The organism is Streptococcus sp. 2018162 (assembly GCF_019754175.1).
In the GTDB taxonomy this organism is placed as follows: Bacteria; Bacillota; Bacilli; order Lactobacillales; family Streptococcaceae; genus Streptococcus; species Streptococcus hashimotonensis.
The window spans coordinates 118755-145534 of the sequence record NZ_JAIJZP010000002.1 but is presented as its reverse complement, the minus strand read 5'-3'; the positions used below and the strand labels follow the sequence as shown (position 1 = coordinate 145534).

Here is a 26780-nt window from a genome sequence, read left to right as displayed (position 1 = left end):
ATCAAAAACAGACTAGCTCCAACAGTCTGGGAATAGACTGTTGGAGGTCGGAAATTAGACGAACTTGGTTCGTGACCGTAAGATGCGGATAGAACTGAAGTTCATCAAATCAAGTCAACAACGTCTGATTTTGATTTTCGAAGAGTATAAGCACAAAAAAACCTTGTAAGACTTAACTTACAAGGCTTTTTTACAAATCAAAATCCTCTTTCAACTTATCAATCACCTGTTGGAGTAAATCCCGATTGACACTGTATTTGACATTCTTGTCTTTGGCATTAAAGAGAAGCAGGTCGCCGTTAATCAGTTTCTGGGTGTGGAAGGATACTGCCGCCCCTGTAATAGCCAGACGTTCTGCGATATCCTTGCTCTTGGCATGGGGCTTGGTCAACTCAACCAAGACCTGATAACGCGTGCTATCACTGATGACTTTAAGAGCCGTTGTCAAATCATCCAGATCCAGCTCGTCATTTGAGAGCATAATCTGGTCAATTCGACAGGAAGCTAAAAGAGCGACTTTCATATGGTCAAATTCTTCGTTTCCATAATAAGCAAACCAAAAGCACCATGGACTGAGCACGAAGAATGGGGCATTTTCAACACCCAGAGTATCCAGGCTGGTCATGGCTAATTGCTTGGATTCTCGATAGAGTTTTTCAATATCAAACTCTTGTGCAAAGGCTTCACGCTCCGCCCTTGCCTCTTCAAAGTAAGGCTGATAGATAGGAAGCAGCTTGTCTAAGAGAGCGACAGACCGCTCAACAGTTTCCAAAGGATTGCGAATAGCCAGTGACCAGTACCATTTATCCGCTGGTTTTTTGCCCGTATTCTCCAAGAGCTCCATGAGGCTAAGGTCTTTCTCACGACGTCCGTCATTTTCAGACGCCAACATAGTCCGCATAGCCTCTTCGACTTCATCTTGGGACAGCCTTAAAATCAACTGACAGGCTTCCTCGACTGTCTTAGGATCCTGTCCTTGATCCAAGAGGTAGAAATACAGGGTGTGCAGGATTGTAAAGATATGGCCCCAAACAAAGACCTCATTGACTTCCTGACGATAATCCGCCAGCTTTTCCTCTATTTCATCTCGAATTTCCAAAGCATCTTTGAGAATTTCTCTTTCTTTCTGTGACAAATCCGCCTCAAACGGCTCTTCACGTTCTGTGATAATTAAAGGAATAAAGAACTTTTCGACAATCTCGCTTCTATAATCTCGGTAATCTAATTTCATAGTTTTCTTTCTAAGCATTCACTAATGACTTTTCAGGTTTAGATCCTGTAAGAACAGTATAGCCCAACAACCCCACAGAAAGCAAGAGGAAGATAAGGGAAATACTGGTCGCAGAAAGAAGAGTCACCAGCAGAGCTACCAAGGCTTGACCAGCAAGCATGCCTACATTAAATATAGTCCCCATTCCTGCATTAATTGTCGCCAATTTATCCTCTGGTAGTTCATTCATTATCAGAGCATACAATTTTGGATTGATAATACCAGTCGTCATAGTATTGAGTAAGATAACCGCCATTACAATGTAAATATTATGAAAATAAAAACCGATAAACAGGATGACCGACAAACCTGTGCAGAACTTGAGAAGATTGGTCAAGCTGACATGTTTGAAGAAAGCCACACCTAGACTAGAGCCAAGGATGTAACCAACAGAAAATAGATTAAAGACCAAGGCAAGAGTTATGCCAGAATTGACAATCACGAAGTCTGGAAATTCCTTCATAGCCAGGATAACCAAGGGAGATACGGCACTAACAACCGTATTGATACCCGCAATGGTCAGAATCGAAACCTTTAGTACAGGGATGTTTTGAATGGCTTGATAAGATTCTTTGAGGCTCTGACCAATTCCCTTGATAAGTCCTGCTTCTGTTTCAGTTTGTTCAACTTCTTGGATAGGATTTTCTTTCAACAACTTGGCAAAAGCTGGACGAAGACCTGCCATAATCACAAGACTGAGCAAGAAGGTCCCAGCATTGAAAAAGGCGAGATTCTGGTAAGACATGAAGTCGATGAGAATAGCACCGCTGGATCGAAAGACAATCATCAAGATGCCGCCCACGGTGTTCTTAAAAGCCATGGCTGTTTCACGGTCCTCTGCCGCTACAACCCGCAGGCTAAGTGGCATATAAAGACCATTTTCATATTGGCCAGCCAAGTCAGACAGGAAATTTACCATACAAACGACTGCTACAATCCAGAGAGCTGGTGTAAATCCCATCAGTAAGCCAACAAGGGCATACAAACCGAAACGGACAACTAAAGTAGCCAGAATAATATCCAATTTATTTTTAGTTCTATCCGCCCAGATACCCATAAAAAGTCCCGACAGGATTGGCAGAGTTTCAGAAACCGTAATCATAGCCAGAGCAAACTTGGTATCTGGTAGAAACAGGACATAGTTCATCAGAGCTAGATAGTAAAGCGTATCTCCAAAGTTGGAAATCACATCTGCTAGGTAACTGAACAAGAATATTTTATTACAGATAATTTTTTTCACAAGCGATTTTCCTTCTAGTAGTCAAATTTTTCTATCTATGCACTAGCTACAATCTTTTCAGGATTTTTTCCTGTAAAAATGCTATATCCCAACAATCCCACAGAAAGCAAGAGGAAGATAAGGGAAATACTGGTCGGAGACAAGAACATTACCATCAATGACACCAAGGCTTGACCTGCTACCATACCAATCTGACAGAAGGCATCAATCCCTCCACCAACTGTCGCCAATTTATCCTCTGGCAATTCATTCATAACCAGAGCACCCATTTTCGGATTGAAAATTCCCAAAGTCATTGCCGTTACGAAGAGAACAGCTAGCACCATATAGATATTGTGAAGAAAAATCCCTGAAAAAAGTAAGACTGGCATAAGAGTAGAGAACTTGAGCAGGTTGATTAGACTGACATTTTTAAAGGCTGCCATCCCCACGCTTGAACCCAAAATACTACCAACTGAGAAGAGAATGGAAATCAAAGCCACCGTTGTCCCCGCATTGACAATTACAAAATCTGAAAACTCCTTCATATTTAAAACCACCAAGGGAGAGAGAGCTGTAAAGATGGCATTCAAGCTAGCAATGGTGATGATTGACGCTTTAAGTACGGGAATATTCTGCACAGCTTGGTAGGATTCTTTGAGGCTCTGACCAATTCCTTTGACAATCCCAGCTTCAGTTTCTACTTGCTCGGCCTGCTGGATAGGATTTTCTTTCAGTAATTTAGCAAAAGCTGGACGAAGAATTGCCATGATAGCAAGACTGACCAAGAATGTCCCTGCATTGAAGAAGGCAAGTTGTTGATAGGACATAAAACCAATCAGGATGGCACCGCTAGCTTGAAAGGCAATTTGCAAGAGCGATTTGACTGTCATTTTGAAGGCCATGGCTGTTTCGCGATCCTCTGCTGCCACAACCCGCAGGCTGACAGGCAGATAAAGACCATTTTCATATTGACCTGCCAAATCAGACAAGAAGTTGATGACACATACGACCGCTACAATCCAAAGGGCTGGTGCAAAGCCCATTAAGAGACCAACAAGGGCATAGAGACCAACACGAACCAGCAGGGTTGCAAGAATGGTATCCAATTTATTTTTCGTCTTATCTGCCCAAATCCCGATAAAGAGACCTGCCAAAATCGGCAAAGTTTCAGAAGCCGTAATCATAGCCAAGGCAAACTTGGTATCTGGTAGAAACAGGACATAGTTCATCAAAGCCAGATAGTAAAGCGTATCTCCAAAGTTAGAAATCAAGTCTGCCACAAAGCTAGATAGAAATAATTTATTGTTGACTAGTTTTTTCATAAACATCTCCTTAAACGTAGATTAAATATTTGTTTAATATTATTTTACACTTTATTTAAATAAAGTCAATACTTAATTTTATAAAAATTAAATATTTTTTAAACATTCGTTTAATTTTTGTTCCATCTGACTTTTTCTTGACAAGATTAGCACAGTTTGTTATAGTATTGTTCGGGCACCTCTTTTGAGAGGTCAGAGAAAAGGCTCCCTAGTTTTAGGGAGCTATTTTTGTTTTTCCCAGAGAAAATTACACATTTGGAGGACTTATTGGATGAAGAAAATCGCATTTGATTCAAATAAATATTTGAATTTGCAACGTGACCATATTTTAGAACGAATTGCTCAGTTTGAGGGCAAGCTCTATATGGAATTTGGCGGAAAAATGCTGGAAGATTTCCACGCAGCCCGTGTTTTGCCTGGCTATGAACCAGATAACAAAATCAAACTCCTCCAAGAGTTGAAAGACCAAGTAGAAATCGTCATCGCCATCAATGCTAGCAACATCGAACATTCTAAGGCACGTGGTGACTTGGGTATTTCTTACGACCAAGAAGTCTTCCGCTTGATTGACACCTTCAATGATATTGATATTTATGTTGGTTCAGTCGTCATTACCCAATACCGCAACCAACCAGCCGCAGACGCCTTCCGCAAGCAGTTGGAAAAACATGGTATCAAGTCTTATCTCCACTACCCAATCAAGGGCTATCCTTCTGATATTGACCACATCATCTCACCAGAAGGTATGGGCAAAAATGACTACATTGAAACCAGTCGCAATCTCGTCGTTGTCACCGCACCTGGACCTGGTTCAGGTAAATTGGCGACTTGTATCTCCCAACTTTACCACGACCAACTGCACGGCGTAACATCAGGCTATGCTAAGTTTGAAACCTTCCCTGTCTGGAACTTGCCTCTCCACCACCCAGTCAACCTGGCCTATGAGGCGGCAACTGCCGACCTGGACGACCTCAACATGATCGACCCCTTCCACCTGCAAACCTACGGCAAAACTGCGGTCAACTACAACCGTGACATCGAGGTCTTTCCTGTCCTCAACCGTACCTTTGAACGTATTTTGAACAAATCACCATACGCCTCACCGACAGACATGGGCGTTAACATGGTGGGCTACTCCATCGTAGACGAGGAAGCGGCTATCGAAGCATCCAAGCAAGAAATCATCCGCCGCTACTACCAGACCTTGGTTGATTTCAAGGCAGAGCGGGTGAGCGAGCAAGCAGTTAAAAAGATTGAACTCCTCATGAATGAAGTCGGTGTGACACCAGCAGATCGTAAGGTTGTTATCGCTGCGCGCGAAAAAGCAGAGCTGACAACTAGCCCTGCCCTTGCTATTCAGTTGCCAACTGGAGAGATTGTAACAGGTAAAACATCAGACCTCCTCAAACCAACTGCAACTGTTCTTCTCAATGCCATCAAGCAAATCGCACAAATCGATGATGAAACACTTCTCATCGAACCAAATTACATCCGCCCAATTCAAGAATTGAAGGCAGATTATTTGGATAAGACCAATACACGACTCGATGCAAGTGAGATTCTCAACGCCCTTGCCATCACTGCACAAGACAGTCCTCTTGCTGCAAGTGCCATGAAAGAATTAGGGCAATTAAATGGTAGCGAAGCCCATTCGACTGTTATCCTATCCGATGAAGATAAGAGTGTTCTTCGTAAATTAGGTATCAATCTTACCTTTGACCCTATCTACCAACACAACAAGTTTTATCAGAAAAGCTAAGCACTCAAAAAGACTTGCTCCGACAAGTCTTTTTGTGAACAGTAAAAAAGCAAGGATTCAATTCCCTGCTTTTTTCAATGATTAATCGAAATCAACATACTCTTTTTGAAGTTCAAGAACTTCTTCTGCCGTTGCACATTCTGTCAAGGCACGGTGAGCATATTCTTCCATCTTAGCTGTATCAAGTTTCTTCATAAGGCTACGTGTACGAAGTACAGATGTTGCACTCATAGAGAACTCATCCAAGCCCATACCTACAAGAAGTGGAACAGCTTGTTGGTCACCAGCCATCTCACCACACATACCAGCCCATTTGCCTTCTGCATGCGCAGCCTTGATAACGTTGTTGATCAAGCGAAGGATTGATGGGTTGTATGGTTGGTAGAGGTATGAAACTTGCTCGTTCATACGGTCTGCAGCCATTGTGTACTGGATAAGGTCGTTCGTACCGATTGAGAAGAAGTCAACTTCTTTGGCAAATTGATCTGCAAGCATTGCTGCTGCAGGGATTTCAATCATGATACCTACTTGGATATCATCTGCAACTGCTACACCTTCAGCCAACAAGTTTGCTTTTTCTTCATCAAGGATTGCTTTTGCTGCACGGAATTCAGTCAACAAGGCAACCATTGGGAACATGATACGAAGTTTACCATGTACTGATGAACGAAGAAGGGCACGCAACTGAGTACGGAACATTTGGTTACCAGTCTCAGAGATAGAGATACGAAGGGCACGGAAACCAAGGAATGGGTTCATTTCGTGTGGAAGGTCGAAGTAAGGAAGCTCCTTATCACCACCAATATCCATTGTACGAACCACAACAGGCTTGCCGTTCATACCTTCAAGAACAGCCTTGTAAGCTTCGTATTGCTCGTCTTCTGTTGGGAAGTCTTGTGAGTCCATGTACAAGAATTCTGTACGGTAAAGACCAACAGCTTCTGCACCGTTATCATTTACACCTTCAACGTCTTTTGGTGTACCGATGTTTGCTGCCAATTCAAAGTGTTTGCCGTCAGCTGTAACTGTTTGAGCATCTTTCAAAAGAGCCCATTCAGCTTTTTGTTTAGCATAGGCTTCACCAGCTGCTTTAAATTCTGCAATCACTTCTTCAGAAGGGTTAATCACTACATCACCTGTGATACCGTTAACAGCCAATACATCACCGTCTTTAACGATTTCAGTAATGTTATTTGTACCCAAAACAGCAGCAATTTCAAGTGTACGAGCCATGATAGCTGAGTGACTTGTACGACCACCAATGTTCGTTACAAAAGCTTTTACAAACTGTTTGTTTAATTGCGCTGTATCTGAAGGTGTCAAGTCATGCGCGATAACGATTGACTCTTCGTCGATAGTTGCTGGGTTTGGCAAGCGAACACCAAGCAAGTGTGCCAATACACGTTTTGCTACGTCACGAATATCTGCAGCACGCTCTTGCATGTATGGGTTATCTTCCATACCTTCAAAGATAGCGATAAACATATCCGTAACTTCTTTCAAACCAGTCTCAGCATTTGTTTTCTTCGCACGAATTGTTTCCTTAATCTGACCAATCATTTCTGGGTCAGCAAGAACCATCAAGTGTGCATCAAATACGGCTGCGGCCTCTTCACCTAGGCTAGCTACTGCGTTCTCACGAATAACAGAAAGCTCGTTTTGAGATGCTTCTAGAGCAGCATCCAAACGAGCTTCCTCTGCATTTGTATCTTCAACTGTAACAGTTTCGAAGGACAAATCTGGCTGAACGAGTAGATATGCCTTAGCAACAGCAACACCATCTGATGCTGCGATTCCTTTAAGCATTTCTGTCATATTCTTATGCCAATCCTTCTTTTTCCATTGTTTCAGTGATAGCTGCGATTGCGTCGTCAGCATCAGCACCTTCAGCAGAGATTGTTACGTCAGCGCCTTGACCAACACCAAGACTCATAACACCCATGATAGATTTAAGGTTAACAGACTTTTCTTTGTAGTTCAAAGTAATGTCTGAAGCAAATTTACTAGCTGTTTGCACAAGCAAAGTTGCTGGACGTGCGTGGATACCTGTTTCTGCCACAATGTGGAAGTCTTTTGAAGCCATATTTGGATTCTCCTTTATTTTTACAAAATTGTGAGTTATTTGTGATAACCCTTACAAAGGACATTATACCACTTTTTGAAATCATTTTCAAGATTTTTTTACCTTTCTTTCATGTTTCCGTCATACAAAAAGAGGTTCATTTTACTTTTTCTTCATTAAATAGAGTCTAGTAGAACTTCTGAAAATTGACTAGTAGATAGATGAGCAACGTCCAAAATTTTAGCAAAATCAAGCGTAACATTTTTATTTATAAAAGCATCTTCCAAGGCCTGAATAATTAAAGTAGCCGCTTCTTTCCAGCCTATATATTCCAACATCATACAAGCCGAAAGCAAGAGGGAACATGGATTAGCCAGATCCTTCCCTGCAATATCAGGAGCAGTTCCATGTGTCGCTTCAAAGATAGCATGACCTGTCTGATAATTAATGTTAGCACCTGGTGAGATGCCTATTCCTCCGACCTGTGCCGCAAGAGCATCTGATGCATAATCTCCATTTAGATTTGTAAGAGCAACCACTTGGAAGTTTTCCGGCGCCAATAAAATCTGCTGCAGAAAGTTATCCGCAATAATGTCATTTACTACCAAAGTCCCCTCTGCAAGTTCTGTAGCAAATTCTTCTTTCGCCAATTCATAACCCCACTTGCGGAAACCGCCTTCTGTAAACTTTTGAATATTTCCCTTATGAACTAAGGTCACTATCTTCAGTTGATGTTCTAAGGCATATTCTATTGCAGAGCGAATGAGGCGTTTACTCCCTTCTTCCGAAATCGGTTTGATACCAATACTTGAAGATTCTGGAAAACGAATATTTACCACTCCCATTTCTTCTTGCAGAAAAGAAATGACTTTGGCAACTTCATCTGAACCAGCCTCCCATTCAATACCTGCATAAATATCTTCTGTATTTTCACGAAAAATAGTAATATCTGTCTTTTCAGGCTCTTTCAGCGGACTTGGCACTCCCTTAAAATAGCGAATCGGACGCACACAGGCATACAAATCTAATTCTTGACGAAGTGCAACATTAAGAGAACGATGACCTTTCCCAATCGGCGTCCCCAAGGGACCTTTGATTGCAACTAAATACTCACGGATTATTGCCAATGTCTCATTCGGCAAAGAAGTTCCCGTTAATCCATAAGCCTTTTCTCCTGCAAAAACCTCCCTCCACTGAATAGAACGTTGACCTGCATAGGCTTTTTTCACTGCAGCATCAATAACTTTTTGACTGACTGACCAAATATCCCTGCCAATACCATCTCCTTCAATATAAGGAATAACGGGACAATCTGGGACGATTAACCGTCCCTCTCTCATCAGGATTTTTTCTGCCATATTTACCTCTTTCCAATCGGGATGTAAACCAAATTCCTACCACCTAAGTAGGAAGAGCGCGGACGAATCAATTTATTATTTTTCCGTTGTTCCTGGACATGTGCAATCCACCCCGCCATACGGCTCATTGCAAAAATCAATGTAAAAATATCACTATCAATACCTAGCACATGGTAAACTGTCGCCGAATAAAAATCTACGTTTGGAATTAAACCTTTTTTGTTTTTAATAAAACTCTCTACTTCCTCTGACAATCTATAAAACGCTTCATCGTCTGTTCCGAATGTCAAATCACGCGCCATCTCCTTCAAGTACTCTTGACGAGGATCAACCGTTTTGTAGACTCGATGGCCAAATCCCATAATTTTTTCCTTCGAATCCAGCTTCTTCTGCAAATATCTCTCGGTATCACCACTCTCACGAATAGCCCGCAACATGTCAAACACTCGTTCATTTGCACCACCATGCAATGAGCCTTTCAGAGTCCCAATTGCCGTGGTGACACAAGAATATAAATCCGTTAACGTTGATGCCGTGACACGCGCAGCAAAAGTAGACGCATTCAATTCATGATCAGCATGAAGCACCAAAGCTTTATTAAACGCTTTGATTTGCAAATCACTCGGCTCCTCACCGTTCAGCATATAAAGAAAATTCGCCGCAAAACCCAGATCAGCCCGCGGTTCGATTGGAACCAATCCGCGTCTCAAACGAGCAAATGTTGCAATAATCGTCGGAACCTTGGCCATAATCTGAATAGATTGTTCATACAAAGCTTCTAACGAATTCTCCTCAGCGTGTACATTATATACTCCAAGGAGAGATACTGTCGAACGCAACACGCTCATAGGATGCAAATGTCGCCGCGATTGAATCAGAATACATTGCTCTACCGCATCTGAAATCGCATATTCTTTTCGCAGGCTTTTCTCAAAATAATTTAATTCAATCTGAGTTGGCAAATGCAGGTTCCACAGAAGATAGATGACTTCCTCAAAAGAAGCGTTATTCTCCATCAATTCAGCAATGTCATATCCTGCATAGGACAAGCGGTCATTTTCAATTGCACTGATTCGCGTATCACAGGCAATCGCATCTTTTAACCCATTCGTTTCTGTCATACCTTTCCTCCTAGTTTCTTTCTTACTACCATAGGTAAAATACCTCCGTGGCGATAATAACGAATATCCGCCTCCGCATCAAACCGCACCAGAGCTTGAAACTCCTTTGTAACATCGTCTGTTTGCGCATGGACTGTTACAATTTGACCAACTCCGACATCTTCTGGCAAGTCGATTGTATAGCTTTCATGTCCAGTCAAGCCAAGACTTTCTGCCGACTGACCTTCTAAAAATTGTAAAGGAAGAACACCCATCATCACTAAGTTTGAACGGTGAATCCGCTCAAATGACTCAGCAAGAACAGCCTTCACACCAAGTAAACTTGAACCCTTGGCTGCCCAATCACGGCTTGACCCCATCCCATAGTCTTTACCAGCAATAACAATACTACCGATACCAGCTTCCTTATATCTCATAGCCGCATCATAGATTGAAAGAATCTCATCACCAACTCTTGTCCAACCACCAATCTTTCCATCTGCCAGCTCATTCTTTATACGGATATTTGCAAAAGTCCCACGCATCATGACTTCGTGATTTCCACGACGACTTCCATAAGAATTAAAATCCTTATAAACCATGCCATTCTCTTCGAGATAACGAGCGGCTGGACTCAATCGTGCAATATTCCCTGCAGGGGAGATATGATCTGTCGTTACAGAATCGCCAAATTTAGCCAAAACAGATAAATTTTCCAGTGGTTTTATGGATAAATCTGCCTGCATATTGTCAAAATAGGGCGGATTTTGAATATAGGTAGAAGAGGAATTCCAATTGTAATTCTTATCTGTCTTTGTTTCAATCGCATTCCAAGCCTGACTATCTGTAAATACCTGTTGGTATTCTTCCTTATAAAGGTCACGAGTCACATAACGCTCAATGTAGTCATCCACCTCCTCACGACTTGGCATAATGTCCGCGAGGTAGACAGCTTGTTGTTTCTCATCATACCCCAGCGGATCCCTTGTTAAATCTACATTCATATTTCCCGCAATAGCATAGGCAACAACAAGCGGTGGGCTCGCTAAGAAATTAGCTTTAACCAATGGATTAATCCGTCCTTCAAAGTTACGATTTCCAGATAATACCGCAGAAACCAATAAATCTTCTTCCTTAATCGCCTCCGCTACTTCAGGACGCAGATCACCTGAGTTACCGATACAAGTTGTACAACCATAACCAACCAAATTGAACCCTAAGGCATCTAGATAGGTCTGTAAACCTGATTTTTCCAAATAGCCAGTCACTACTTTTGAGCCTGGTGCCAATGACGTCTTGACCGCCTTAGAAACCGCCAAACCTTTTTCCACCGCATTTTTTGCCAGTAATCCTGCCGCCAAAAGGACATACGGATTGGAGGTATTTGTACATGAGGTAATCGCCGCAATAGCAACATGACCTGTTTGAATTTGCTCCTCTCCTTCGACATACTTAACTATGGCCGTTTTATCTAACTCTGCTTCCTCCAAACCAAATCCACGCACACCTACTTCACGTATTAAACTAGCCTGAAACTCTGCTTTTGCATCTGTTAATTCGATCAAATCTTGTGGTCTTTTAGGACCAGAAATAGATGGAACTACTGTCGATAAATCCAATTCTAAAACCTTGCTATAAGACGGAAAATATTCAGCATCATAGAATAAATAATTAGCCTTAGCATAGGCTTCTGTCAACTCCACGTGCTCCTCCGAACGGTTGGTCAATCTCATATAATGTAAAGTTTCTCCATCAATCGGGAAATAGCCACAAGTCGCACCGTATTCTGGAGCCATATTGGAAACAGTTGCTCGATCCGCTAATGTAAGAGAAGATAAACCTGGTCCAAAGAATTCGACAAACTTCCCAACTACATTTTCCTGACGTAGAAGTTGAGTGACCTTAAGAGCCAAATCCGTTGCAGTAGCAACCTTAGGCAATTGCCCTGCTAGGCGAACACCAATCACCTCAGGGATAGGAAAATAAGATGCTTCACCCAACATTGCAGCTTCCGCCTCAATACCACCTACACCCCAACCAAGTACACCAATACCGTTAATCATGGTCGTATGACTGTCTGTACCAAACATAGAATCTGGATAAAGCAAGCCATCCTTGTTGATAATAACATCGCTTAGAAATTCAATGTTTACCTGATGGATAATTCCTGTCGCTGGAGGCACTGCACGATAATTTTCAAAGGAATTCTCTGCCCATTTCAGAAATTCATAGCGTTCATTATTTCTTTCGAACTCTAAGGCAATATTTTTCTCCAGAGCATCTTCAGTCCCAAAAAAATCAACTTGAACAGAGTGGTCGATGACTAAATCCACTGGAATTTCTGGGTTAATCAATTCAGGGTTTCCACCTGCTTTCACCACCGCATCACGCATGGAGGCTAAATCTACCACAACAGGAACACCTGTAAAATCTTGCAAAATAACACGACTAGGTTTAAAGGGGATTTCTCCTTTAGGAGATGCCGCCTGATAATGAAGCAACTCCATTATGTGATTTTTTGTAACGTCTACGCCATCTTCTTTTCTTAAAAGACTTTCTAATAAAATACGAATAGTATAGGGAAGTGAATGAATATCCACTTTTTCTTCCGTTGAAATCGAATCCAATGCATAATATGAATATTCTTTCCCTTTATGAAACAAGCTTTTTCTATGTAATTTTTCCATATTTTATAACCTCTTTCAGCATTATTGAATAGTATAGTACAAAATGTAATATATATTCAATACATGTATAACTATGAATGTTATATTTTGTGACACTGTATGTTTCCTTCAAAATATTATGACATTTGTAAAAAAGCTAATCTATATTTTACTGAGAGATTGTTAGGGTTATCAAACTAAATAGAAACAGCTATGTAAACGCTATTTTTCGACTTAGCGGCAATGAGCGGAGGTACAATATATGGTGTTTTATAAAAATATTGTGCACTATATTTTGTGATTTTAAATAAACTTCCTTCTTGACTTTAACCTTAAAATCTTGTATCCTAGATTGGTAACAAAATTGGGATTTTTTATTAATCCCTCATGGACAAAGGAGAAATTGAATGGTAACGATCTATTCAAAAAATGATTGTGTACAGTGTAAAATGACCAAGAAATTCTTGGACCAACATAGTGTAGATTATAAAGAAATCAATCTAGATGAACAGCCTGAATTTATCGATCACGTAAAAGGTCTCGGCTTCTCAGCTGCACCTGTTATCGAAACTGAAAATGATGTTTTCTCAGGTTTTCAACCAGGGAAACTAAAAGCCTTGGTTTAACTCCCTACTGTTTATAGAAAGAGATTGCGACTATGAGTTTAAAAGAGCTAGGCGATGTGTCCTACTTCCGTTTAAATAACGAAATCAACCGTCCTGTTAATGGGCAAATCCCACTCCACAAGGACCAAGAAGCGGTTAAGGCCTTCTTTAAAGAAAACGTCCTCCCAAATACCAAGCAATTTGATAGTATTTTAGACAAGATTGCTTATCTATTAGAAGAAAATTACCTTGAAAAAGAGTTTTTGGACCAATACAGTCCAGAATTTATCATCAAAATTGATCAATTCTTGAAAGACCAAAATTTCCGCTTCAAGTCTTTCATGGCAGCTTACAAGTTCTACAATCAGTATGCCCTCAAAACAAATGACGGTGCCTACTATTTGGAAAGTATGGAAGATCGTGTTCTCTTCAACGCCTTGTATTTTGCAGAAGGAAATGAAGAGTTGGCCTTGAACTTGGCTAACGAAATGATTCACCTTCGTTACCAGCCAGCAACACCTTCTTTCCTCAACGCAGGTCGTGCCCGCCGTGGTGAGTTGGTATCGTGTTTCCTCATTCAAGTCACTGACGATATGAACTCGATCGGGCGTTCTATCAACTCTGCTCTGCAATTGTCCCGTATCGGTGGTGGTGTTGGTATTTCCCTCAGCAACTTGCGTGAGGCAGGTGCTCCAATCAAGGGCTATGAGGGGGCGGCTTCTGGGGTTGTTCCTGTTATGAAACTCTTCGAAGACAGCTTCTCCTATTCTAACCAGCTTGGGCAACGCCAAGGGGCTGGGGTTGTTTACCTAGATGTTTTCCACCCAGATATTATTTCCTTCCTTTCGACTAAGAAAGAAAATGCCGATGAGAAAGTTCGTGTGAAGACCTTATCACTCGGTATCACCGTTCCTGATAAATTCTACGAATTGGCACGTAAAAACGAAGATATGTACCTCTTCAGCCCATACTCAGTTGAGTTGGAATACGGTGTCCCTTATAGCTACCTTGACATCACAGAAAAATACGATGAATTGGTGGCAAACCCTCGCATTCGTAAGACAAAAATCAAGGCACGTGACTTGGAAACAGAAATTTCCAAACTCCAACAAGAGTCTGGCTATCCATACGTTATCAACATCGATACAGCTAACCGCAGCAACCCTGTTGACGGCAAGATTATCATGTCAAACCTCTGTTCGGAAATCCTTCAAGTTCAAACACCAAGCATTCTTAATGATTCGCAAGAATACTTGACCATGGGTACTGACGTTTCATGTAACCTCGGTTCAACCAATATCGTCAACCTGATGAAGTCACCTGATTTTGGACGTTCTGTTCGTACAATGACACGCGCTTTGACTTATGTCACAGATCATTCACACATTTCTGCTGTACCATCTATTGAAGCAGGAAACAGTCAGGCGCATTCAATCGGTCTTGGTGCCATGGGACTTCATTCTTACTTGGCTCAGAACTTGATTGATTACGGATCAAAAACAGCCGTAGAATTTACCAACATCTACTTCATGCTCCTCAACTACTGGACCTTGGTAGAATCAAATAACATTGCCCGCGAACGCAAGGCAACTTTCCATAATTTTGACAAATCAAAATACGCAGACGGTACTTATTTCGATAAATACGTGACTGGTGACTACCAACCACAATCCGAGCGTGTCAAAGAACTCTTTGAAGGGATTTTCATTCCAAGCGGACAAGATTGGGCTGACCTCCGTGAAAAAGTCATGGCAGATGGTCTTTACCACCAAAACCGACTAGCTGTTGCTCCAAACGGTTCTATCAGCTACATCAACGATGTCTCTGCTTCTATTCATCCAATCACACAACGGATTGAGGAACGCCAAGAGAAGAAAATCGGTAAAATCTACTATCCAGCAGCTGGCTTGGCAACAGAAACTATTCCATTCTACAAGTCTGCCTACGATATGGATATGCGTAAGGTCATTGATGTCTACGCTGCTGCAACAGAACACGTCGATCAAGGTTTATCACTCACTCTTTTCCTTCGCAGCGAGCTTCCAAAAGAACTCTATGAATGGAAAAAAGAGAACAAACAAACTACACGTGACCTCTCTATCCTTCGTAACTACGCCTTCAACAAAGGTATCAAGTCTATCTACTACATCCGTACCTTTACCGATGACGGCGAAGAAGTCGGCGCAAACCAATGTGAAAGTTGTGTGATTTAAGACACTAACATTCATTGATGCTAAAGCATCTAATGAATGCACGGTACTGACTATTTGGTCAGTACCTAAGTGGCTTACTACCTCGAAAAGTCGTTAAGTTCGAACGACTTTTCTCAGGTCGTAACTTGCAAGGGTTTAGCTGTTGGAAAACCAACTACCTAATCTACGCTAACCGCTATCGGCGGATTAGCTAGCTACCTCACTAACTCCGAAACTGAAGAAATATCGTCTTCAGTTTCTGCGTGTCGTAAGACACTAATGCTAAAGCATCTAATGAATGAACGGGAGTGGGAAAGAACTCGACTGGTCTAAAAAAGAGTTCGTCTTCCCACCCCCGCACAGTTGATTAGGTCAGATTTGGAGTGTGAAACGCGAACAAATCTGCCAATCAACCACTGCGCTGAGATGTTGACACGAACTCTGGGTAGTGGAGCTGGGCTTTTTGCCCAGCCCCTCCTAAGTGGCTTACTACCTCGAAAAGTCGTTAAGTTCGAACGACTTTTCTCAAGTCGTAACTTGCAAGGGATTAGCTGTTGATAAATCAACTACCTAATCTACGCTAACCGCTATCGGCGGATTAGCTTACTACCTTACGACACTGTCGTTCATGATGCGAAGCAACTAATGAGCGCTCGATTAAAAATCCCTTTTAGGGGATTTTTTTACAGGCTACTATCTATTTGTGATATAATATTTGAAGTATAAGAAAAAGAAAGAGAATATGATGGAAACCTACTACAAAGCCATAAACTGGAACGCCATTGAGGATGTTATTGACAAGTCAACTTGGGAAAAGTTGACCGAGCAATTCTGGCTCGATACACGTATCCCATTATCAAACGACTTGGATGACTGGCGTAAACTTACTGCTGAAGAAAAAGACCTGGTTGGTAAGGTCTTTGGCGGATTGACCCTCTTGGATACCCTTCAATCTGAAACAGGTGTCCAAGCTCTTCGCAACGATATTCGTACACCGCACGAAGAAGCTGTTTACAACAACATCCAATTCATGGAGTCAGTCCATGCCAAGTCTTACTCTTCTATCTTCTCAACCTTGAACACCAAGTCTGAGATTGAAGACATCTTTGAATGGACCAACAGCAATGAATACTTGCAACGCAAGGCAAAGATTATCAACGAAATCTACGAAACAGGTACACCACTTGAAAAGAAAGTAGCCAGCGTTTTCCTAGAAACCTTCCTCTTCTACTCTGGTTTCTTCACGCCACTCTACTACCTTGGTAACAACAAATTGGCCAACGTTGCGGAAATCATCAAGCTGATCATCCGTGACGAGTCTGTGCACGGTACCTACATCGGTTACAAGTTCCAACTTGGTTTCAATGAATTGTCCGAGGAAGAACAGGACAAACTCCGCGACTGGATGTACGACTTGCTCTACCAACTTTATGAAAACGAAGAAGGCTACACACGCTCTCTCTATGATGCAGTTGGCTGGACTGAGGAAGTCTTGACTTTCCTTCGTTACAATGCCAACAAAGCCCTCATGAACTTGGGACAGGATCCACTCTTCCCAGATTCAGCAGATGATGTCAACCCAATCATTATGAACGGTATCTCAACCGGTACATCTAACCACGACTTCTTCTCCCAAGTTGGTAACGGCTATCTGCTCGGTGAAGTAGAAGCCATGCAGGACGATGATTATCTTTACGGTTTGTAATCAAAAAAAGCAGTTCAATCTGAGCTGCTTATTTTTTATACTAAAAATACAATCATCAAATAAGAAATACCGTTATTAAGCATATGTAGCGCAATCGGATAACGAATATCGCGTTTGATCAGATAGAGCCATCCTAGATTGAGTCCCATCGTGAAATAAATCAAAAATTGAGGAAGAGTTGCTGGCATATGGACCAGACTAAACAAAGCTCCCGTTACAACAAGATAGATTCCAACAGCCTTCATATCTGCCATTTTAGGGAAGAAATAGGTCGCTAAAAATCCACGGAAGATCAATTCTTCTAAAATGGGAGCAAAAACCACTACTGAGCTAAATGCAATCAAGGGATAAGCTGATACGAATTCGATCACAAGCTTTTGATTTTCACTTTCTGGGACTGGTACAATAAATTGGAAAATAAAAAATGCAATATAGAGTAATATCGGCCATTGAATCTTATGGAACCATGAAACTGTCACACGATAGTCAACAGAATGACGTGGATAGATATACTTCCATAACAGAATAATGAGCGCAGTGGAGAGAACAAGACCAATTATCGCACAAATCCAAATTGTACTATCAATCAACTGGGCAGGAATGTCAGGAATCGTTTGTAAGGTTGGTCCTACCATTAGAAAACCTGAAGCAATCTGATAGGCAACAAAGTATAGAAATAGTAATGCAGCGTGTTTGATAAATTTTAACATAACCCCTCCCTACAAGCTCAAGTCAACAATATTATCGACCCGAACCAACTTGGTTTCAAGCTCCCCATTCTCTAATTCACGAAAAATTTTAACCCATTCCTCATCAACTGCCAAAATGGTGTATTCATAAGTGATAGAAAATTCCTCATCAAAGCGGATTTTGGCTTTACTTCCGACCAATTCTTTCAATAAAACTGACATCTGATTTTCTCCTTTTGTAGTTTTCTGCAACTTTTTTACCCTAGCTTGCAACTGCCTCACTTTTTTCCTATCTGATAAAGAATTGAAAAATAGAAATCCTACTAGAATCCATAAAAATAGTTCCATCCTATCCTCCTATATCAAGCCCAGACTCTGCATCAGTAGCATCAACAAAAATCCAAGAAGATTATTCAGACTGTGTAGAATAAGTGCATTGGTATATTTGCCAGAAATACGATAGGCGAGTCCTAGGACCAGGCCCATACCTCCATAGACAACCCAAGATCCGATATTGGTCGGATTGTGAATAAGTCCAAACAGAAAACTCGATAGCAATAATCCCACAATCGAATCCTTACCAAAGACTTTCCCCATAAGAATCCCTCTGAAAAGCAGTTCCTCCAAAACTGGAGCAAAGAAAACTGCAAAGAGAAATAAAACTAAGGTTGGCAAGCCTGAATTGTTGATAATTTCCTGATTGGCAGTCGTCTGACCGTATCCCTCTTCCAGCATAATCAATTGCCCACCAATTATTTTCAAACCAAACATAACGATAAAGGCGAGGGCTACAAAACCAACATTCGCACCCATCTCCCACTTCTGCTCACCTTTCCACAGACCTAATTTACCAGTCAAGATAAGACCAAGCACTACAGCAACCAACAAGAAGGCAGCAGCAATCAGAAGGTTATTCCCATCAAAATTTGGTAGAGTAAACATAGCCATCTGGGTCAATACATTAAGTGCAACGACAGCTAGTCCCACTAAGAGAAACTTCCAATTTTTAACCACATTCCAATCTTTGACATTTCCAAGTCTATTCATAGCAATCTCCTTAATATAAATAATTATTTTTCGTTTGTTGAAAGATAAAGTCTTTTAGTTTACTTTTAGTACGAGGCAACGAGCCGCAGGCATAACTGGAGTTAGGCAAGGCGAGTTAACGAAGTAATAAAAGAGAAACTAAATGACGACAGCAGAGCAGGCAAGCCCAAAACCATCGGCAAGAGGATATTCAAGGTTGACAAATCAATCTGCCCAGTAGCCAGCCACTCTCCAAAAATATAGCCAACTGCGTATATACCAAGGCCGATTAATAGGACAAGATAAATTTTCATAAACACTTTCATGAGCTAACTCCATTTAAACTAAATAAGCTTGATTTTCTTACGGTTAACAATATAGAAACTAAGGAATCCAACAAGAGTCATCAAGACAACTGTCATGGGAGTGACAAACTGGAAATACTCGGCTGCACTTGTTCCGCTTTCCTGTGGAATTTGTAACTGCCAGAGACCAATACTAACTAACAGACCGTAGACAGCAATCTGTAGGGTTTGAAACAGAGTTCGTTTCATCATTTTCTTCCGAGCCAATTTCACATCAGCCTTTGCAACAAACAATTTATCCAGTCCCAACTGTTTGATAATGGCGTCCTGTTTGAATTGAGAATAAACCAACGCCAAAAAGAGACTGATTCCCATGACATCTTCTCCCAGCGCAAAGCTAACTAGAAAGCTCACCAGTGTCACTGTCATAAAAAGCATATACATATTGTTGCCGAAATTCGTCAAGGTCGCATAAGACACCTCGTCTAACTCACCAACAATATCATAGAAATAACGAATTGCTTTGATGTGTACGTTTTCCTTTTTCATAACTATTACCTAAAAACCTTTCATAACATTCTTATTTGAAGTAACGACGGATCATGCGAACCTGCATAACATTGATGTAAACGTGAAGAAAGGCAACAACTAGAAAGGCTGTAATTTGTCGCTCTTGCAATAGCATGCTAAGTACAAATAGGAATAGATACAAACCTGGTAACACGATTTGATTCAATGTGAAGACGATTTGGAAACTCATTTCGTAGTTTGCTTGTTTCTCACCCTCGTCCATTGCCTCCATAAAATCCTTCACTTCTTTTACCGTAGCAAAAGCAGACAACTGATAGTCACGAATTTTCTGAGTTAATTTCATGATAAAAATCTGACTAATGAGAAGAATAACATAGAAAACTGCATCAAATATTGATCCGTACATAATCGCACTCTCTTCTAAGAAGGCAACACCAAAACCTAATCCTAAATTTAAAAGAGTCAATGACGCAGCAATATTAAACATTATAATCGCATATTCTAGGTTACGATACATTTTCATATTTAGTTCATCTGCCCGTTCCTCATCCTCATCTGAAATCGAATGATAAAGTTTATACGATTGATTTGCCTTAAGCCCAAGATATACAGTTCCGGCGAAAATGACAAAAGTAACGATACGCAAACAAAATAGAAAGTTATCTAGATTGACAAAAGACGGCAATCCAAACTTATCAATCATTACTCCAAAAAAGCCACAAAATGCTCCAAAAATTGCCCCTAAAAACAAATAGGTAAGGTTCCTCATCCATCTTTGTTTTGTTGTAATTTGTTTCCCCTGTTTCATTCTTCAACCTCCACTAATTGAAAGACATTCTCCACATTTTCATTAAAAATCTGTGCTATACGCATAGCAATGACCACCGAGGGCGTATATTCGCCCCGCTCAATCAAGCTAATGGTCTGCCGTGATACTTCTGCTAACTTTGCTAACTCCGTTTGATTGAGACCATCTCTGGCTCGCAATTCCTTGAGCCGATTTTTTAAGATATATTCCATGAGTTTTCCTTTCTAGGCTTGGTAGATAATCAAGCCAGTTTCTGTGTCTTCGACAGCTATATTTTCCTTGGCAAACTTGACCAATAAGAGATAGGCATAGTAGAAATCGCCTGCACAAGTGGCCCCATGCATGGTTGCCAGCATGAAGTAAAGAGTGGTATTCATCATCCCAAATCCTACTAACATGATCAAGACTAAACTAATCACAACAAAGGGAGCCAAGCTGATTACTAGCATTTGCATCCGATTGTAGAGTGAACCTGGACTGGTCGCATAGGCCATGCCCGATTTCCAATTAAACCCGTATTTTACAGGATTATCAGGACAAAAAACTTTGAAGAAGATACCGTGGATAGCCTCATGTACAACTATTAAAAGAATATAGAGAGGGAAAAGCAACCATACCTCCGACACGGCCAGTTCCGAGTATTGCGAACCGTTAGCTATCAACCAACTGCCTATCATTCCAAATACGAAGGCAAATGGAAAGAGGAGTACCACGGCAAGAATGTTCAAGCCCCAGACAAACTTCTTATTTTCCATAATATTGACTTCATATAATTTCTTTTTCGCTTCCATATTTCTTCTCCTTCATTTTCCTTCAAGCTAGACTAAACTATATAGTCCTAGAGCAACTCCAATCAGTAAGCCGATAATAATTTGCCCCTGTAATCATAATTGCTGCCATATCTGCTGAAATGTGTCGTTTCACAATCTATCTCCTTTTACTTATTTTCTTTTTTCTCCATTTGTAAACTTGCTTCGATACAAGCAATTGAGGCAATTAGAGTAGTCATTAGAACTGTGTCCATATCGCTCCAACCCAGCAAATCAGAAAGGAGAATATAAACCAATAATAGAATGGACCCTATTTCGACTGCACGCGCAATGGTTGTTCCTGTAATCATAAAAGGTTGTTTCATTTGGTGGCTCCTTATCTGTTCATCATATCAGATGAACCTTTTTGATTTTTATCTTTATATCATTGTAACACTTCTTTTTCTTTTTGACAACTATCTTTGTCAAAAAAATAATAATTTTTGTCAAATTGACTAGAATAACGCGCAAAAAACTCTTCTATCCAATGGATAAAAGAGTTTTTCAGTATAGATTACAAGTTATCAGCTACGCTGTTCAAGAGGGTTTGGATAGCAGAGGCATCGCTACCACCTGCCATAGCCATGTCTGGCTTACCACCACCACGACCTGCTACGATTGGAGCTAGGACTTTGATGAGGTTCCCTGCATGAACATCGCTTGATTTGCTGGCTACAAGGACATTGACCTTGTCACCGATTGCAGCAACTAGCACCAAGACATCTGAGTAGTCTTTTTGTTTCCAGTTGTCAGCGAAGGTACGGAGGGCACCTGCATCTGATACTTGGACTTGGCTGGCAATGTAGCGAATGCCGTTAGCATCTTTGACATCTTTGAAGACATCACTAGCAGCGGCTGCCGCTGCTTTTTCTTTCAGAGCCGCATTTTCTTTTTGCAGGTCACGAACTTGCTGAGCAAGACTTTCAACCTTGTTTGGTACTTCCTTGATCTGTGGTGACTTGATGGTTGCTGCCACTTCTTTGAGGGCATCTTCTTGATCACGATAGGCAAGGAAGGCTTCACGGCCTGTTACCGCGATGATACGGCGAGTACCTGAACCGATACCTTCTTCTTTCAAGATCTTGAAGATACCGATTTCAGCGGTGTTGCCAACATGGGTACCACCACAGAGTTCGACAGAATAGTCACCAATTGTCACCACACGGACTTCTTTACCGTATTTTTCACCGAAGAGGGCCATGGCACCCATTTCCTTAGCTGTGTCAATATCGGTTTCAACCGTCACAACTGGAATGGCATTCCAAATTTGCTCATTGACTTCTTCTTCGATACGACGAAGTTCTTCCGCAGTAACTGCCTCAAAATGAGTAAAGTCAAAGCGGAGGAAGTCTTGCTCATTCAAGGAACCAGCCTGCGTTGCATGCTCACCGATAATATTGTGAAGAGCTGCATGGAGCAAGTGAGTTGCTGTGTGGTTCTTCTCAACACCCTTACGGCGTTTTGTTTCGATTTCAAGTGTGTAGGTTTGACCAACTGAAATGCTTGCGGACAGTTCAACTGTGTGCAATGGTTGACCATTTGGTGCTTTCTGCACATCGATGACAGTCGCAACAATGTCTCCAGCAGCATTTTTCACAAAACCATGGTCTGCAACCTGACCACCCATTTCTGCATAGAATGGTGTTTGATCAAAGACAAGGAGGGCTTGACCTTCTGAGACTGCTTCTGTACGCGCATTATCAGCCACAATGACAGATAAGCTTGCTTCAAGAGCTGTTTGACCATAAACAAAGGTTGACTCTTCTGTGATAGCAGCCAGGGTTTCATTTTGCATGCCCATTGAACCACCTTTGACAACTGAGGCACGTGCACGGTCTTGTTGCTCTTTCATAGCCGCTTCAAAGCCAGCAATATCAAGGGTCATACCACGGTGCTCAGCCAATTCTTCTGTCAATTCTACTTGAAAACCATAGGTATCATAGAGTTTGAAAATGTCACGACCATCAATCTCAGACTTACCTTCTGCTGCCAATTTGTCCATCAATTGCTCAGCAAATTGTGAACCTGTATGGATAGTACGAGCAAATGACTCTTCTTCACTCTTAACAATCTTCTCAATAAAGGCACGTTTTTCAAGTACTTCTGGATAGTAGCTTTCCATGATATTGCCAACTGTCTCCACCAATTTGTACAAGAATGGCTCTGTAATGCCCAAACGTTGACCATGCATAGAAGCACGACGAAGGAGACGACGAAGGACATAACCACGGCCTTCATTTCCAGGAAGAGCACCGTCACCAATAGCAAATGAAAGAGCACGGATGTGGTCTGCGATAACCTTGAAGCTCATGTTGTCGCCATCTTGGTCATAGGTCTTACCAGAAATCTTTTCAACTTCACGAATGATTGGCAAGAAGAGGTCCGTTTCAAAGTTGGTCTTAGCCCCTTGGAAAATAGCTGCCAAACGCTCCAAACCTGCGCCTGTATCAATGTTTTTGTTTGGCAATTCCTTGTACTCAGAACGCGGAACAGCTGGGTCTGCGTTGAACTGGGACAATACGATATTCCAAATCTCGATGTAACGGTCATTTTCAATATCTTCTTCCAAGAGACGGATACCAATGTTTTCAGGGTCAAAGTCAGTACCACGGTCAAAGAAAATCTCCGTATCTGGACCAGAAGGACCTGCACCGATTTCCCAGAAGTTATCTTCAAGTGGAATCAAGTGGCTTGGCTCAACACCAAGAGCAATCCAACGATTGTATGAATCCACATCGTCTGGATAGTAAGTCATGTAGAGCTTGTCTTTTGGAAAGGCAAACCATTCTGGGCTTGTCAAGAGCTCAAAGCCCCACTCAATCGCTTCATCACGGAAATAATCACCAATAGAGAAGTTGCCAAGCATTTCAAACATGGTGTGGTGGCGGGCTGTCTTACCAACGTTTTCAATATCGTTGGTACGGATGGATTTTTGGGCGTTTGTAATCCGTGGGTTATCAGGGATGACTGAGCCATCGAAATATTTTTTAAGAGTTGCCACACCAGAGTTGATCCACAAAAGAGTTGGATCGTTAACTGGGACAAGGTTTGCTGAAGGCTCAACAGAGTGACCCTTTGATTTCCAGAAATCCAACCACATTTGACGAATTTGAGCAGAAGATAGATTTTTCATAAACTAAGATACCAAGAGCATTAAGAAAGCGAGAAGAAAATAGGAGACCAACGCCGTGCGCCAGCGCACTAGGCGGTCTATCTTTTTCTCGACGCTTTTAGCTCGGGTTCAATTCAGAAAATTATCCAAATTGAACATTTCCTTTCATATAGTAATAATTGAGGGGAAAGTCCGTAGCCCGAGTTCAACTAAGATACTAAGGGCGTTAAGCGGACACCGTCAAAATAGGAAACCTGACGAAGACGCTTGCGTCTAGGAAGGTTTTCTCTTTTTGACAAAGTCCGTAGCCCGAGTTCATTTCAGAATAAACTCAATGCCCTTTCCTTTCGTTTAGATATTTTGAGAAACTATTATTAGAAAGAAGCCAGCCTTTCGGGTGGGTTCAATTCAGAAAATTATCTAAATTGAACCTTTCCTTTCATAAGTGATAGTTAGGCGGATTCAATTTAACGAAACAGTTAAACTGAACAATTATTTTAAGATTAAGTTGATGCATCTTCCATCATTTCGACGTAGTCAATTGCGACCACCAAGGAAATGACCAAATCTGCATAGGAGTCCTCCAATACAGTAACGGAGTAATGAGAAGTTAAATGAAAGAGTTCTTTGGAGATTTCGGCTACGAGCATACCATCTGGCCTTTTCAAGCGAAAATCCAAATCCCAGATATTTCCGTCTAGGATTAAACCTAGATTTTCCACAGTATAGCGATCCTTGAAAAAAGTAAATTCCTTTTGCAAGTAGAAAGAATGACCATCTGCCATATCAATGGTAAACTGGGGCAGGAAGGTCAAAAACTTCTTGGTAATCTGACAAACTTCCCCACCTCTGGAATTGGTCACGATAAATCGTTTTGGAATTTCGAGAAAAGATCCCTCCACTTGATAAGCAAGATCCCCAAAACTATCACGAATATCAAATTTTTCACCACCAAAGGTAAAGCGTTGTTTCACCTGAAATTGCTTCATGATAACCTCCAAAAAAAAATAACAAGAAACCAAACGAAGGGCGAAAAACCGCGGTACCACCTTCATTCAATGACTTGTCATTCTCATTTCATAACCTATATTCAATTGTTCCATTAAGTAGCAAGATACTTGGCTTAGATGGCTCGCAACAACCGCCAATTTTCTGAACTAAGTAATCAAGTATCTATTCTTAATAGGTAAAGCGTCAATTATTGACCTGAAGAACTAGAAGATTCTGTTGTTGAAGAAGAGCTTTCAGTCGACGAAGAGCTACTTTCCGTTGATGAAGAACTGCTTTCTTCTGTTGTCACATATTGTGAAAGAAGATTTTGGAAGGCACTGTCTTTAACCTTAACGTTTGCTTTTTGGAGCGCTTCTTTCAGCACAGTAGCAACAAACGATGAATCACTTTGCTTTTGCGCCAAAATAATTTCTTTCAACTTATCCTTGTAGTCTTCCCATTTGGCAGATTTTTCTGACTTCGCTTCCAGTTTTACAACATAGTAGCTAGTAGTATAAGTTTTTAAGTCAACTGCAGAAACAATTGAAGCTCCTACTTGACCTGCATCCAAGGCAAAGACCGCTTTTTGAACTTCTGTAGGAACAGTTGTTGAAGTTGAATCGAATTTAACTTCGCCTCCATTGTCTTTTGTAGCAGTATCCGTAGAATTGTCTTTCGCCAATTGAGCAAAATCTGCACCTGCAGCTTGTGCTGCAGCTAAAACTTCTTTTGCCTTAGCTTCATCCGCCAATTTGATGACACGTGCTGTTACTTCTGGGGTATAGACCTCGTAAGCCGCCTTGTAGTTCTCATCGGTCAATTCCTTCTCAGCAGCCTGTTTTACAGCATACTCAACTAATTTATTAGTACGGATTTGTTCTTTGTAAGTTTCTTGAGTCAAGCCAGCTGAAGAAAGAGCTGTTGCAAATGAATCACCATATTGCTTTGCCATTTTGTCATAAGCCTCATCAACTTCTTTCGCAGTCACTTTGTCACCATACTGCTCTTCAAATACGTTACTGATAACCATTGACAACAAAACCTGTTGGGCTTGTGAATTTGTTTTTACCTTCTCATAAAATTCAGAAACAGTGATTGTGTCACCTTTCATCGTAATGATATCTTTATCAGCTGCATTGGAACAAGCAGCGAGTGTTACTGCAGCAAAGAGTGTTACTGCACCTGCAAGAATTTTTTTAGTTTGTTTCATTAGAAACTCTCTCCTTTTTTTCGTTAACCCTTTTATTAT

At 41.2% G+C, this 26780-nt stretch carries 24 protein-coding genes; 4 read left to right on the top strand and 20 right to left on the bottom strand.

What is annotated here, in order from left to right:
* Window positions 1-190 precede the first annotated feature (190 nt).
* The 3 genes from K5Q22_RS03040 to K5Q22_RS03030 are packed head-to-tail and all read right to left on the bottom strand — an operon-like array spanning window position 191 to window position 3814.
* Complete coding sequence (locus tag K5Q22_RS03040; protein ID WP_205013524.1) at window positions 191-1231, bottom strand: helix-turn-helix transcriptional regulator; 1041 nt, start codon at window positions 1229-1231, stop codon at window positions 191-193.
* A gap of 10 nt (window positions 1232-1241) precedes the next feature.
* Window positions 1242-2510: an MFS transporter gene (locus K5Q22_RS03035; RefSeq protein ID WP_205013523.1), complete on the bottom strand. Its 1269-nt coding sequence runs from the start codon at window positions 2508-2510 to the stop codon at window positions 1242-1244.
* A 35-nt stretch (window positions 2511-2545) separates the two neighbouring features.
* Complete coding sequence (locus K5Q22_RS03030) at window positions 2546-3814, bottom strand: MFS transporter (RefSeq protein ID WP_205013522.1); 1269 nt, start codon at window positions 3812-3814, stop codon at window positions 2546-2548.
* A 271-nt stretch (window positions 3815-4085) separates the two neighbouring features.
* Between K5Q22_RS03030 and K5Q22_RS03025 the strand changes: the two genes are divergently transcribed.
* Entirely contained in the window at window positions 4086-5573 is a 1488-nt protein-coding gene (locus tag K5Q22_RS03025; protein ID WP_205013521.1) for a DUF1846 domain-containing protein, read from the top strand.
* An 81-nt stretch (window positions 5574-5654) separates the two neighbouring features.
* On the opposite strand, the gene ptsP is transcribed toward K5Q22_RS03025, so the two are convergent.
* The 5 genes from ptsP to acnA all read right to left on the bottom strand — a co-directional run bounded on the left by ptsP (window position 5655) and on the right by acnA (window position 12780).
* Window positions 5655-7388: a phosphoenolpyruvate--protein phosphotransferase gene (gene ptsP / locus K5Q22_RS03020; RefSeq protein WP_014637790.1), complete on the bottom strand. Its 1734-nt coding sequence runs from the start codon at window positions 7386-7388 to the stop codon at window positions 5655-5657.
* A 4-nt stretch (window positions 7389-7392) separates the two neighbouring features.
* A complete protein-coding gene (locus K5Q22_RS03015; RefSeq protein ID WP_002936050.1) occupies window positions 7393-7656 on the bottom strand; it encodes a phosphocarrier protein HPr in 264 nt (87 codons plus the stop codon).
* A 155-nt stretch (window positions 7657-7811) separates the two neighbouring features.
* Window positions 7812-8993, bottom strand: a complete 1182-nt coding sequence (gene icd, locus K5Q22_RS03010) for an NADP-dependent isocitrate dehydrogenase (protein WP_205013520.1) — start codon at window positions 8991-8993, stop codon at window positions 7812-7814.
* A gap of 2 nt (window positions 8994-8995) precedes the next feature.
* The gene (locus tag K5Q22_RS03005; RefSeq protein ID WP_105119642.1) at window positions 8996-10114 is read right to left on the bottom strand and encodes a citrate synthase; all 1119 of its coding nucleotides are present in this window, start codon (window positions 10112-10114) and stop codon (window positions 8996-8998) included.
* The gene (acnA, locus tag K5Q22_RS03000) at window positions 10111-12780 is read right to left on the bottom strand and encodes an aconitate hydratase AcnA (protein WP_205013519.1); all 2670 of its coding nucleotides are present in this window, start codon (window positions 12778-12780) and stop codon (window positions 10111-10113) included. The genes K5Q22_RS03005 and acnA overlap by 4 nt, the downstream gene beginning before the upstream one ends.
* 386 nt (window positions 12781-13166) lie before the next feature.
* Here acnA and nrdH point away from each other — a divergent pair, with 386 nt between their 5' ends.
* The 3 genes from nrdH (at window position 13167) to nrdF (ending at window position 17261) form a co-directional block, all read left to right on the top strand.
* Window positions 13167-13385 (top strand): glutaredoxin-like protein NrdH, encoded by a 219-nt coding sequence (gene nrdH / locus K5Q22_RS02995; protein WP_004299071.1) that lies wholly within the window; start codon window positions 13167-13169, stop codon window positions 13383-13385.
* Window positions 13386-13417: 32 nt separating this feature from the next.
* A complete protein-coding gene (gene nrdE / locus K5Q22_RS02990) occupies window positions 13418-15577 on the top strand; it encodes a class 1b ribonucleoside-diphosphate reductase subunit alpha (RefSeq protein WP_024384832.1) in 2160 nt (719 codons plus the stop codon).
* 724 nt (window positions 15578-16301) lie between these two features.
* A complete protein-coding gene (gene nrdF, locus K5Q22_RS02985; protein WP_004299066.1) occupies window positions 16302-17261 on the top strand; it encodes a class 1b ribonucleoside-diphosphate reductase subunit beta in 960 nt (319 codons plus the stop codon).
* A gap of 35 nt (window positions 17262-17296) precedes the next feature.
* On the opposite strand, the gene K5Q22_RS02980 is transcribed toward nrdF, so the two are convergent.
* The 12 genes from K5Q22_RS02980 to prsA all read right to left on the bottom strand — a co-directional run bounded on the left by K5Q22_RS02980 (window position 17297) and on the right by prsA (window position 26741).
* Window positions 17297-17971: a CPBP family intramembrane glutamic endopeptidase gene (locus K5Q22_RS02980; protein WP_205013518.1), complete on the bottom strand. Its 675-nt coding sequence runs from the start codon at window positions 17969-17971 to the stop codon at window positions 17297-17299.
* Between the two features lie 9 nt (window positions 17972-17980).
* Complete coding sequence (locus K5Q22_RS09840; protein ID WP_205013517.1) at window positions 17981-18298, bottom strand: hypothetical protein; 318 nt, start codon at window positions 18296-18298, stop codon at window positions 17981-17983.
* A 9-nt stretch (window positions 18299-18307) separates the two neighbouring features.
* A complete protein-coding gene (locus K5Q22_RS02970; protein ID WP_205013516.1) occupies window positions 18308-18997 on the bottom strand; it encodes a CPBP family intramembrane glutamic endopeptidase in 690 nt (229 codons plus the stop codon).
* 101 nt (window positions 18998-19098) lie between these two features.
* On the bottom strand, window positions 19099-19302 hold the full coding sequence (locus K5Q22_RS02965; RefSeq protein WP_205013515.1) for a hypothetical protein: 204 nt from the start codon (window positions 19300-19302) through the stop codon (window positions 19099-19101).
* An 18-nt stretch (window positions 19303-19320) separates the two neighbouring features.
* On the bottom strand, window positions 19321-19830 hold the full coding sequence (locus K5Q22_RS02960) for a DUF3278 domain-containing protein (RefSeq protein ID WP_205013514.1): 510 nt from the start codon (window positions 19828-19830) through the stop codon (window positions 19321-19323).
* Between the two features lie 31 nt (window positions 19831-19861).
* Window positions 19862-20581 (bottom strand): DUF3169 family protein, encoded by a 720-nt coding sequence (locus K5Q22_RS02955; RefSeq protein WP_239514836.1) that lies wholly within the window; start codon window positions 20579-20581, stop codon window positions 19862-19864.
* Window positions 20582-20616: 35 nt separating this feature from the next.
* On the bottom strand, window positions 20617-20832 hold the full coding sequence (locus tag K5Q22_RS02950; RefSeq protein WP_105134199.1) for a helix-turn-helix transcriptional regulator: 216 nt from the start codon (window positions 20830-20832) through the stop codon (window positions 20617-20619).
* A 12-nt stretch (window positions 20833-20844) separates the two neighbouring features.
* Entirely contained in the window at window positions 20845-21411 is a 567-nt protein-coding gene (locus tag K5Q22_RS02945; RefSeq protein WP_105134198.1) for a DUF3267 domain-containing protein, read from the bottom strand.
* Between the two features lie 146 nt (window positions 21412-21557).
* Window positions 21558-21755 (bottom strand): hypothetical protein, encoded by a 198-nt coding sequence (locus tag K5Q22_RS02940; protein WP_105134197.1) that lies wholly within the window; start codon window positions 21753-21755, stop codon window positions 21558-21560.
* Between the two features lie 188 nt (window positions 21756-21943).
* Window positions 21944-24562, bottom strand: a complete 2619-nt coding sequence (gene alaS, locus K5Q22_RS02935; protein WP_205013512.1) for an alanine--tRNA ligase — start codon at window positions 24560-24562, stop codon at window positions 21944-21946.
* A 482-nt stretch (window positions 24563-25044) separates the two neighbouring features.
* The gene (locus K5Q22_RS02930) at window positions 25045-25530 is read right to left on the bottom strand and encodes an LURP-one-related/scramblase family protein (protein WP_029171358.1); all 486 of its coding nucleotides are present in this window, start codon (window positions 25528-25530) and stop codon (window positions 25045-25047) included.
* Window positions 25531-25739: 209 nt separating this feature from the next.
* Window positions 25740-26741 carry a peptidylprolyl isomerase PrsA gene (prsA, locus tag K5Q22_RS02925; RefSeq protein ID WP_105116601.1) on the bottom strand — a complete coding sequence of 334 codons (1002 nt, stop codon included), beginning with the start codon at window positions 26739-26741 and terminating at the stop codon, window positions 25740-25742.
* Window positions 26742-26780: the final 39 nt, after the last annotated feature.

Excerpts from the sequence above, each read along its gene's own strand:
- K5Q22_RS03040 (WP_205013524.1), bottom strand. The coding sequence starts at position 1,231 with ATGAAATTAGATTACCGAGATTATAGAAGCGAGATTGTCGAAAAGTTC.
- K5Q22_RS03030 (WP_205013522.1), bottom strand. The coding sequence starts at position 3,814 with ATGAAAAAACTAGTCAACAATAAATTATTTCTATCTAGCTTTGTGGCA.
- K5Q22_RS03025 (WP_205013521.1), top strand. The coding sequence starts at position 4,086 with ATGAAGAAAATCGCATTTGATTCAAATAAATATTTGAATTTGCAACGT.
- ptsP (WP_014637790.1), bottom strand. The coding sequence starts at position 7,388 with ATGACAGAAATGCTTAAAGGAATCGCAGCATCAGATGGTGTTGCTGTT.
- K5Q22_RS03015 (WP_002936050.1), bottom strand. The coding sequence starts at position 7,656 with ATGGCTTCAAAAGACTTCCACATTGTGGCAGAAACAGGTATCCACGCA.
- icd (WP_205013520.1), bottom strand. The coding sequence starts at position 8,993 with ATGGCAGAAAAAATCCTGATGAGAGAGGGACGGTTAATCGTCCCAGAT.
- K5Q22_RS03005 (WP_105119642.1), bottom strand. The coding sequence starts at position 10,114 with ATGACAGAAACGAATGGGTTAAAAGATGCGATTGCCTGTGATACGCGA.
- acnA (WP_205013519.1), bottom strand. The coding sequence starts at position 12,780 with ATGGAAAAATTACATAGAAAAAGCTTGTTTCATAAAGGGAAAGAATAT.
- nrdH (WP_004299071.1), top strand. The coding sequence starts at position 13,167 with ATGGTAACGATCTATTCAAAAAATGATTGTGTACAGTGTAAAATGACC.
- nrdE (WP_024384832.1), top strand. The coding sequence starts at position 13,418 with ATGAGTTTAAAAGAGCTAGGCGATGTGTCCTACTTCCGTTTAAATAAC.
- nrdF (WP_004299066.1), top strand. The coding sequence starts at position 16,302 with ATGGAAACCTACTACAAAGCCATAAACTGGAACGCCATTGAGGATGTT.
- K5Q22_RS02980 (WP_205013518.1), bottom strand. The coding sequence starts at position 17,971 with ATGTTAAAATTTATCAAACACGCTGCATTACTATTTCTATACTTTGTT.
- K5Q22_RS09840 (WP_205013517.1), bottom strand. The coding sequence starts at position 18,298 with ATGGAACTATTTTTATGGATTCTAGTAGGATTTCTATTTTTCAATTCT.
- K5Q22_RS02970 (WP_205013516.1), bottom strand. The coding sequence starts at position 18,997 with ATGAATAGACTTGGAAATGTCAAAGATTGGAATGTGGTTAAAAATTGG.
- K5Q22_RS02965 (WP_205013515.1), bottom strand. The coding sequence starts at position 19,302 with ATGAAAGTGTTTATGAAAATTTATCTTGTCCTATTAATCGGCCTTGGT.
- K5Q22_RS02960 (WP_205013514.1), bottom strand. The coding sequence starts at position 19,830 with ATGAAAAAGGAAAACGTACACATCAAAGCAATTCGTTATTTCTATGAT.
- K5Q22_RS02955 (WP_239514836.1), bottom strand. The coding sequence starts at position 20,581 with ATGAGGAACCTTACCTATTTGTTTTTAGGGGCAATTTTTGGAGCATTT.
- K5Q22_RS02950 (WP_105134199.1), bottom strand. The coding sequence starts at position 20,832 with ATGGAATATATCTTAAAAAATCGGCTCAAGGAATTGCGAGCCAGAGAT.
- K5Q22_RS02945 (WP_105134198.1), bottom strand. The coding sequence starts at position 21,411 with ATGGAAGCGAAAAAGAAATTATATGAAGTCAATATTATGGAAAATAAG.
- K5Q22_RS02940 (WP_105134197.1), bottom strand. The coding sequence starts at position 21,755 with ATGAAACAACCTTTTATGATTACAGGAACAACCATTGCGCGTGCAGTC.
- alaS (WP_205013512.1), bottom strand. The coding sequence starts at position 24,562 with ATGAAAAATCTATCTTCTGCTCAAATTCGTCAAATGTGGTTGGATTTC.
- K5Q22_RS02930 (WP_029171358.1), bottom strand. The coding sequence starts at position 25,530 with ATGAAGCAATTTCAGGTGAAACAACGCTTTACCTTTGGTGGTGAAAAA.
- prsA (WP_105116601.1), bottom strand. The coding sequence starts at position 26,741 with ATGAAACAAACTAAAAAAATTCTTGCAGGTGCAGTAACACTCTTTGCT.